The sequence below is a fragment of the Clostridium algoriphilum genome (assembly GCF_020443705.1).
In the GTDB taxonomy this organism is placed as follows: Bacteria; Bacillota; Clostridia; order Clostridiales; family Clostridiaceae; genus Clostridium_AD; species Clostridium_AD algoriphilum.
In genome coordinates, this window is record NZ_JAIZZK010000067.1 from 1 (window position 1) to 8,232 (window position 8,232).

Genomic DNA, 8,232 nt, shown 5'->3' on the forward strand with positions numbered 1-8,232 from the left:
ACAATTATAACAAATAGAGGGGGTCATTGTTTTTTTTATTATAAAAGTAGCTTAAACCCTTGCTAATGCAAGGATTCAAATAAATAAAACAAAGATAGTGTTAACACTATCCTTATTTTAGGAGGGGATTGTTAATGATACAAGAAAGACTTAACAAAGTTCTAAAAATTATGAAAGAGAAGAAAGTACCTCAAATGATAGTTTCTGACCCCGCGGCTATATACTATCTTACAGGAAAATGGATTTTATCTGGAGAGAGAATGATTGTACTCTATATTAATTTAAATGGACATAACAAACTATTTATTAATGAGTTATTCCCTATAAGTGAAGATTTAGGAGTAGAAAAGATATGGTTTAATGATACTCAGAGTCCAGTAGAAATTGTTGCAAAAAACATTGATAAAGATAAACCAATGGGTATAGATAAAAATTGGCCATCTCATTTCTTAATAAAACTAATGAAGCTGAAAGGCGGTAGCACATTTGTTAATGGATCCGAGATTCTTGATAGGGTAAGAATGTGTAAGGATGAAGAGGAAAAAGATTTAATGAGAATAGCTTCAGCATTAAATGATAATGCTGTTGATAAAATGATAAAACTTATCCCTGAAAAACATTCTGAAAAGAAAATGGGAAAGTTACTCGAAGATATTTGGGAAGAACTGGGGGCACAGGGACATTCATTTGATCCAATTATAGGTTATGGTGCAAATGCGGCTGACCCTCATCATGAAATGAATGGATCAACAGTTAAAGAAGGGGACAGTATAGTTATTGATATCGGATGCAAAATGAATTCATACTGCTCAGACATGACTAGGACAGTTTTCTACAAAACAGCATCAGATCACAGTAGAGAAGTTTACAATATTGTTAAAGAGGCAAATAGGCGAGGAATTGAAAAAGTTAAGGCAGGAGTTAGATTCTGTGATATCGATGCTGCAGCTAGAGACTATATCACGGAAAAAGGTTATGGAAAATATTTTACTCATAGATTAGGGCATTCAATAGGGATAGAAGTTCATGACTTTGGTGATGTTTCGTCCGCGAATACTGATAAAGTTCAGCCAGGACAAATTTTCTCCATTGAACCAGGTATTTATCTTCCGGGCGACGTTGGAATACGCATTGAAGATTTAGTAATAGTTACGCAGGATGGTTGCGAAGTACTAAATCATTATACAAAAGATTTAATTATTGTAGAATAGCATAAAAGAGCTTTAATAAATTAAAATTTTATTAAAGCTCCTTTATTTTTAGTTTAAACGAGCTAAACTTTTGTCTTTTATATAATGTATAGTTTAGGATATACTAACATAAGAAAGATTTTCGCATAGCAAAATTGAACTTATTAAGTGTCACTAAAAAGTGTAATGGATAAGGTTTAGTATACATAAAATCTCAATTTATAGTAGAGAGAGGAAGGAACAATTATGTTAAATATAGGTTGCCATTTATCAGTATCAAAAGGTTATAAGGCTATGGGACTAGATGCTCTTAATATAGGAGCAAATACATTTCAGTTTTTCACTCGTAATCCTAGGGGAAGTAAGGCAAAAGAAATTGATCCAAGCGATGTAGCAGCATTACTTGAGCTAATGAAAGAAAATAAATTTGATACAATTCTAGCACATGCGCCATATACTCTAAATGCTTGTTCTGCAGATGAGAAAACAAGAGAATTTGCAAGGATGATTATGAAAGATGATTTATATAGAATGGAATACTTTCCTAATAGTTTTTATAATTTCCATCCAGGTAGTCATGTAAAACAAGGTACCGAGGTAGGTATAGAATATATTATAAATATGCTTAACGGTATATTAAAAAGGGAGCAAACAACTAGAGTACTTCTAGAAACAATGGCTGGTAAAGGAACTGAAGTAGGCCGAACATTTGAGGAATTAAAGCAAATACTTGATGGTGTTACACTATCAGATAAAATGGGTGTATGCCTTGATACTTGTCATATATACGATGCTGGTTATGATATCGTTAATGATTTAGATGGAGTGATAAATGAGTTTGATAGAATTATTGGTCTTGACAAGCTTTATGCAATTCACTTAAATGATAGTAAAAATCCATTTGAAAGTCATAAAGACAGACATGAAACAATTGGTAAAGGTTCTATCGGTATAGAGGCAATTAGTAGAATTATTAATCACCCAAAACTACGTCACTTGCCATTTTATTTAGAAACTCCAAATGAGTTAGAGGGTCACGCAGAAGAAATTAAGATGTTGCGAGAAGCATACATAGATTAATAGGTATAGAAAATTAATTATCAAACCATGTGTCTTGCAATTAAATTGAACAAATAGTAATTGCTATTATTGTAGAAAATATGAATGTTGGTAGTTGATAAAAACAAAAATGCACTTATTTGGTTAATATAAATATTAAGCAAATAAGTGTATTTTTTATAAGTATTTCTTTAATTTATCCCAAACTTCTGAAAATGTTTCAAATTCTATAAATTCTTTTTTTTCTTTCTTTAATAGTTCTACTAGCTTTCCTTTGGCAAAAACTACATCAGAAACTAAAGCAGGTTGAAGATCAGGCCCACTATCACCAGCATAAAAAACCTTTTTATAATTAGCTTTTAGCTTTTCCACAACAATTAATTTATCAATACCATAACGATCTGAATAAAATTCATCATGTTCATCTAAATCAAAATAAATGCCATTATCTTTAAAAATACATTTATTTGAGTAAACATCTACGCCGTCTATATGATGTTTTTCAAATACCTTATCTATGTAATAACTTGAGCCTGCACTAATAACAATAAAGTCGCCACCAGCAGCTTTAACTTGTTCAATAAAAGCTTTAGCAGTGGGGTCAAAGTCAATATTTAAAATATCCTCATAAAGCTCCGTTTCATTTCTACGTACATTATTAAAAACATATCCTAAGTACTCAACATCCTTCATTTCTCCATTTTTCCAAGAGTCATATATGGGTTTAAGCTCTTCTTTATAATAGGTCTCGGATAATATCTTATAAAAATCCTTTTTTGTAAGTGTCCCATCAAAATCTGATATAAATGCAAAATCTTTCATTGTAGTAATCTCCTTGTAAGTTTATTATGAATTTAGTTTGTTCAGTTTCAACAATATTATAACAAATAAATAAGGAGATGTATTGTTTTATGCTTAAAATGTAAATCTAAGGGTTTTATTCTCTTTAAAGCCTCAATCATGCCTCTTGACCATCTTGAGCGTTGACTTGAAATGGAGTATAGATTAGTAGGAACGTCAGTAAATGCAACTGCTAATGGCTCAAAATACGTTATCCAGCCCTTGTTTAATAGATTCCAAGTTAAAACAATATCCTCACCAATTGCATTAAGCCACACATCTACTTTTTTTGTATAAAATCAGATTTTTTTAGAAATATTTTCGGATTATATATTCATAAGTTTTTTAATTGTTCGTACATTAAATTTTAAATATTATTTTTAGAAAAACTTCTAAAAAACACTAAACTGGGATATAATAATTACGAACGTATGTTCTGAGATGGGAAAATATAATAAATCACATTAAACTAAATTAGGGCAGGAAAACAATCATTTAATGAGTTCTATAATTTAAGGAGGTTAAAAGTAAATGAAGGTTCTAGCTTTACCTATAGAAATGGTTTCTTATACAGATAACAAAGGCTCTATAAAGCCTATTAGGTTTAGAATGCAAGTGAATGATGAGCCTATGCAAGTTATAAAAATAGATAAAGTTATAATAAAGGATACTCAAAAGTTTGCAGGCAACATTATGATTGTATATAAGTGTCAAAGCTTATTTGAGAATGATGCAAAGTTATTTGAGATTAAGTATGAACTTGCAACCTGTAAATGGATATTGTATAAGATTTAGAAGGCTCAGTGTGGATAGAGAACTGATGATAATATATATGAGGGGATTTCTAATGCAATTGATGTAAATTTTATTTTATACAATACCAAGAGATTACAAAAAAAATTAAACGGCCTTATCCCTTTAAACTTAGGGTTAAGGCCATTTGAGTAATTTTTATTACATTAATTTAGGATCTTTGGTGCATAGTTGACTTCGATTTTTTCGATTTTTAGTCATAAAGACAACTTGTTCAAATATTTTTCCGTAAGTAGAATACTTGAAGCTTGAGCTTTCCTCTACTTTAGTAGGTTTACCAATCCTATGGTTGAGTGCTTTTGTCGTGCTTAAAAATGGCGCACATAATTTTTAAAGAACATATATATTTAATGAAAACGTATAGAGAGGAGTGATTAACATGGTTAAATTATGTTTTGATTATGGACATGGTGGAGAAGATGGAGGTGCGTGCTATAAGGGAAGAAAAGAGAGCAATGATGTATTAAGTTTAGGAAAAGCTGTGGCAGCAGAAGTTAGAAAGTGTGGAATTATTGTAAATGAAACGCGAACAAGTGATGCTACGGTAAGCCTTAGTGAAAGAAGTAACTTTGAAAATAAAAACACATATGACTATTTTATATCATTTCATAGAAATGCTTATCAGCCAGAGAAAGCTAAAGGCGTAGAAACATATACTTATTTAAATCCGGGCGCAAAGTCTAAAGGTCTTGCAGAGGGAATACAAAGTGCTCTTGTAGCCTTGGGTTTTGTAAATAGAGGAGTTAAGGCAGCTAATTTTCATGTGTTAAGGGAAACCAAAGCTCCATCTGTTCTAATTGAAATAGGATTCATTGATAATATAGGCGATAATAATTTATATGATAAAAAAAGAAATGAAATTATAAAGGTATTATCAAAAGCTATATTGGAAAAGGCTGGTGGTAAGTATGTTGAACCTTCAGTACCAATACAAGCAACAAATGAACAAACTCTTTATAGAGTTATGGAAGGTTCTTACTTAGTTAGAGAAAATGCTGAAAGTCAAGTTCGAAAATTAAAAGCAGTAGGCGTTGATGCAAAAGTTATGATATTTAAATAGTGGATTATGATACCAAGTAGATAGTTAAATAACTATTGACTTGGTATTTTTTGTTTAATTCTATAAGTTGCTTAGTAATATTAGGACAAGGCACATGGTATATATTTATATAAAGTTAGGAAAACTATAAAAAGTATAGAAAGAAGGGACCCTAATGTTCAAAAATATAAAAAAAAGAATGTTCATACTCATTTTAATTAGTTTAAGTATTTTTTTAGGCTATTTAGGAACGATAACTGTAATGGCTGAAAAAAACAAAACTGAAATGAAACAGGAAACAATCCAAAATGGTTACAAAAAAGATAATAATATAGTGAAAGACTCGTTAGTTATTAGTAAGCGTGATAACCTTTCTAATTATAAAATATCTAAAGAAAAGGGTTTAGAAATTATAAAATCTAAGGTGAAACTTGAACCTGGCCTACATATTCTTTATGACTCAGAGAGAAATATTAAAGGTGAAAATTATCATTTGTACACGCTAAACACAAATGAATATACATATGATGAATATGCTTATTGTGTTGATGTAAATAGTGGTGAGTTATTTAAATGTTTTAAAGATTTTACACTTTTTCTTATAAAATAAAGATAAGGTATTATACCTCTATTTTAAATACTTACCAGAGGTTATATTATTCATCCACTCTTCATTTTGTAAATACCATTCAATAGTTTTCTCTATGCCTATTTCGAAAGGAGTTTCTGGATGCCAACCTAATTCTTGCACGATTTTTTTGGGGTTTATGCCATATCGCATGTCATGTCCTTTTCTATCTTCCACATAAGTAATAAGCCTTTCTGTAACTTCTTTATCCTTGTTTTCATTTATATAATTTATGATTTTTTTTACTATTTGTATGTTAGTTCTTTCATTATGTCCTCCTATATTATAAACTTCACCGCATTTTCCATATTGTAATACTATATCTATTGCGCTACAATGGTCTTCAACATAAAGCCAATCACGTACATTAGTTCCATTTCCATATATAGGTAAGCTTTTATACTTTAAGCAGTTATTAATTATTAGAGGTATTAACTTTTCCGGGAATTGATATGCTCCATAATTATTTGAACATCTTGTTATATTAATAGGCATTTTGTAGGTATCAAAGTATGACTTCACTATCAAATCGGCTCCAGCTTTACTTGAAGAATATGGACTATGTGGATCGATTGATGTAGTTTCATTAAAATATCCTGTATCTCCAAGAGAGCCGTAAACTTCATCAGTGGATATCTGTAAATACTTCTTTCCTTCTTTAAAACCATCGCCTGTTGACCATGCATTTTTAGCTGCATTTAGAATATTAACAGTACCTAACACATTGGTTCTAACAAAAGGTTCAGGATCATTTATACTTCTGTCTACATGAGTTTCTGCTGCAAAGTTTACAACGTAGTCTATATCGTTATTAGAAAATATATTATTTACTAATTCCTTATCACATATATCACCATGAATAAAATCATAATTTGAATTATTTTTTATCCCTTTCAAATTAGATAAATTGCCTGCATAGGTCAATTTATCTAAATTCATTATTTTTATATCAGAATATTTATTTATAATATAATAAATAAAATTTGAACCTATAAATCCAGCTCCACCAGTAACTAAGTAAGTTTTCATCTGCACTCATGCTCCTTTATATTAAATAAAATTTTTATTTCTCTAAGTGTTTTTTGATTCTTATCTTTATCTGATAAAAATACTTCGTCAATTTGATCCATTGGCCAATTCACAGATATATCATTGTCTGTCCATAAAATACCACTTTCATACTCTGGATTATAATAGTCCGTGCATTTGTAATTAAATGTAGCAAACTCCGAAAGTACTAAAAATCCGTGTGCAAAACCTTCTGGAATGTATAATTGTTTTTTGTTTTTGCCAGTAAGAACTACACTTACATATTTACTAAAAGTAGGAGAGTCTGCTCTCAAATCAACAGCTACATCAAATACTTTTCCGCTTGTAACTCTAACTAACTTTCCTTGAGGGTGACTTATTTGAAAATGTAGACCACGTAAAACACCCTTTTTAGACTTAGACTCATTATCTTGAACAAAGTCCATATTAAGTCCAACATCATAAAAATCTTTTTTATTGTAACTTTCCATGAAATAGCCTCTAGGATCTCCCAATATTTGCGGCTTTATTATATACAAATCTTTAATTTTTGTATCTATAAAATTAAACTTACCCATATAAAATCCTCCAGTACTTGTATTTTTACTTTAACAAATATTAAGAACTAGTATCTATTTTTTCATTTGCAATGGTTAGTAAATATTTACCGTATTGTGTTTTTATTAAGGGCTGAGCTATTTTTAGGAGCTGCTCCCTACCAATAAAACCACTAAAATAAGCAATTTCTTCAATGCAAGCTACGTATAGTCCTTGCCGTGTTTGCACAGCTTCCACAAAATTTGCAGCATCTAAAAGCCCTCTATGGGTTCCTGTATCTAGCCAAGCCATTCCTCTACCAAGTAACTCAACTTTTAATGATTTTCTTTTTAAATATTCATTATTAATGGATGTGATTTCTAGCTCACCTCTAGCAGAGGGTTTAACTTTTTTAGCAATGTCTATTACATTGTTATCATAAAAATATAAGCCACAAACAGCGTAATTTGATTTTGGGTTTTGAGGCTTTTCTACAATTGATATTATATTATTGTCTTCATCAAATTCGACTACTCCAAATTCTTTTGGATTGCTTACGTGGTATCCAAAAATAGTCGCTCCATCTTTTCTATCTGCAGCACTTTTAAGTCTCTGCGTAAAACCATAACCATGAAATATATTGTCCCCAAGTATTAAAGCTACTCTATCATCTCCTATAAATTGTTCTCCTATTATAAATGCATCTGCTAGTCCACGAGGATACTTTTGAATAGCATATTGCAGAGTAAGACCTAAAAAACTACCATTACCAAGTAACTCTTCAAAAGAAGTGATGTCTCTAGGGGTTGAAATAATTAATATGTCTTTTATACCTGAGAGCATCAACACTGATAATGGGTAATATATCATAGGTTTATCATATATAGGTAATATCTGTTTAGATATAGATTTTGTTATAGGGTAAAGACGTGTTCCGGATCCTCCTGCTAAAATAATACCTTTCATAATTTGCCTCCTGAGAAAATCTAGATAGTGTTAACACTATCTTTGTTTTATTTATTTGAATCCTTGCATTAGCAAGGGTTTAAGCTACTTTTATAATAAAAAAAACAATGACCCCCTCTATTTGTTATAAT

Annotated in this window: 10 protein-coding genes; 5 read left to right on the plus strand and 5 right to left on the minus strand. The window is 30.4% G+C overall.

Annotated features, from left to right (window positions below; all coding sequences use genetic code 11):
- Positions 1–134 precede the first annotated feature (134 nt).
- Both LGK95_RS21305 and LGK95_RS21310 read left to right on the plus strand, forming a co-directional pair.
- Positions 135–1,211, plus strand: coding sequence for a M24 family metallopeptidase (locus LGK95_RS21305; RefSeq protein WP_226126916.1), 1,077 nt, complete (start codon positions 135–137; stop codon positions 1,209–1,211).
- Between the two features lie 225 nt (positions 1,212–1,436).
- A complete protein-coding gene (locus LGK95_RS21310; protein WP_226126917.1) occupies positions 1,437–2,270 on the plus strand; it encodes a deoxyribonuclease IV in 834 nt (277 codons plus the stop codon).
- A 156-nt stretch (positions 2,271–2,426) separates the two neighbouring features.
- On the opposite strand, the gene LGK95_RS21315 is transcribed toward LGK95_RS21310, so the two are convergent.
- Both LGK95_RS21315 and LGK95_RS21320 read right to left on the minus strand, forming a co-directional pair.
- Positions 2,427–3,071, minus strand: coding sequence for an MtnX-like HAD-IB family phosphatase (locus LGK95_RS21315; RefSeq protein WP_226126918.1), 645 nt, complete (start codon positions 3,069–3,071; stop codon positions 2,427–2,429).
- A 56-nt stretch (positions 3,072–3,127) separates the two neighbouring features.
- On the minus strand, positions 3,128–3,367 hold the full coding sequence (locus LGK95_RS21320; protein ID WP_226126919.1) for a glycosyltransferase: 240 nt from the start codon (positions 3,365–3,367) through the stop codon (positions 3,128–3,130).
- A 253-nt stretch (positions 3,368–3,620) separates the two neighbouring features.
- On the opposite strand from LGK95_RS21320, the gene LGK95_RS21325 reads away from it, so the two are divergent.
- The 3 genes from LGK95_RS21325 (at position 3,621) to LGK95_RS21335 (ending at position 5,551) form a co-directional block, all read left to right on the plus strand.
- Complete coding sequence (locus LGK95_RS21325; protein WP_226126920.1) at positions 3,621–3,884, plus strand: hypothetical protein; 264 nt, start codon at positions 3,621–3,623, stop codon at positions 3,882–3,884.
- Between the two features lie 397 nt (positions 3,885–4,281).
- Positions 4,282–4,962, plus strand: a complete 681-nt coding sequence (locus LGK95_RS21330) for an N-acetylmuramoyl-L-alanine amidase (protein ID WP_226126921.1) — start codon at positions 4,282–4,284, stop codon at positions 4,960–4,962.
- Between the two features lie 154 nt (positions 4,963–5,116).
- Entirely contained in the window at positions 5,117–5,551 is a 435-nt protein-coding gene (locus LGK95_RS21335; protein ID WP_226126922.1) for a hypothetical protein, read from the plus strand.
- Between the two features lie 18 nt (positions 5,552–5,569).
- On the opposite strand, the gene rfbB is transcribed toward LGK95_RS21335, so the two are convergent.
- Genes rfbB through rfbA form a run of 3 tightly spaced genes read right to left on the minus strand, consistent with a single transcriptional unit; the run spans position 5,570 to position 8,101 of the window.
- A complete protein-coding gene (gene rfbB, locus LGK95_RS21340; RefSeq protein ID WP_226126923.1) occupies positions 5,570–6,598 on the minus strand; it encodes a dTDP-glucose 4,6-dehydratase in 1,029 nt (342 codons plus the stop codon).
- Positions 6,595–7,176, minus strand: a complete 582-nt coding sequence (gene rfbC, locus LGK95_RS21345; protein WP_226126924.1) for a dTDP-4-dehydrorhamnose 3,5-epimerase — start codon at positions 7,174–7,176, stop codon at positions 6,595–6,597. The genes rfbB and rfbC overlap by 4 nt, the downstream gene beginning before the upstream one ends.
- Before the next feature lie 40 nt (positions 7,177–7,216).
- Entirely contained in the window at positions 7,217–8,101 is an 885-nt protein-coding gene (rfbA, locus tag LGK95_RS21350) for a glucose-1-phosphate thymidylyltransferase RfbA (protein ID WP_226126925.1), read from the minus strand.
- Between the last annotated feature and the right edge of the window lie 131 nt (positions 8,102–8,232).

What these genes read in the sequence shown, in the direction of transcription:
- LGK95_RS21305 (WP_226126916.1), top strand. Translation starts at nt 135, where the DNA reads ATGATACAAGAAAGACTTAACAAAGTTCTAAAAATTATGAAAGAGAAG.
- LGK95_RS21310 (WP_226126917.1), top strand. Translation starts at nt 1,437, where the DNA reads ATGTTAAATATAGGTTGCCATTTATCAGTATCAAAAGGTTATAAGGCT.
- LGK95_RS21315 (WP_226126918.1), bottom strand. Translation starts at nt 3,071, where the DNA reads ATGAAAGATTTTGCATTTATATCAGATTTTGATGGGACACTTACAAAA.
- LGK95_RS21325 (WP_226126920.1), top strand. Translation starts at nt 3,621, where the DNA reads ATGAAGGTTCTAGCTTTACCTATAGAAATGGTTTCTTATACAGATAAC.
- LGK95_RS21330 (WP_226126921.1), top strand. Translation starts at nt 4,282, where the DNA reads ATGGTTAAATTATGTTTTGATTATGGACATGGTGGAGAAGATGGAGGT.
- LGK95_RS21335 (WP_226126922.1), top strand. Translation starts at nt 5,117, where the DNA reads ATGTTCAAAAATATAAAAAAAAGAATGTTCATACTCATTTTAATTAGT.
- rfbB (WP_226126923.1), bottom strand. Translation starts at nt 6,598, where the DNA reads ATGAAAACTTACTTAGTTACTGGTGGAGCTGGATTTATAGGTTCAAAT.
- rfbC (WP_226126924.1), bottom strand. Translation starts at nt 7,176, where the DNA reads ATGGGTAAGTTTAATTTTATAGATACAAAAATTAAAGATTTGTATATA.
- rfbA (WP_226126925.1), bottom strand. Translation starts at nt 8,101, where the DNA reads ATGAAAGGTATTATTTTAGCAGGAGGATCCGGAACACGTCTTTACCCT.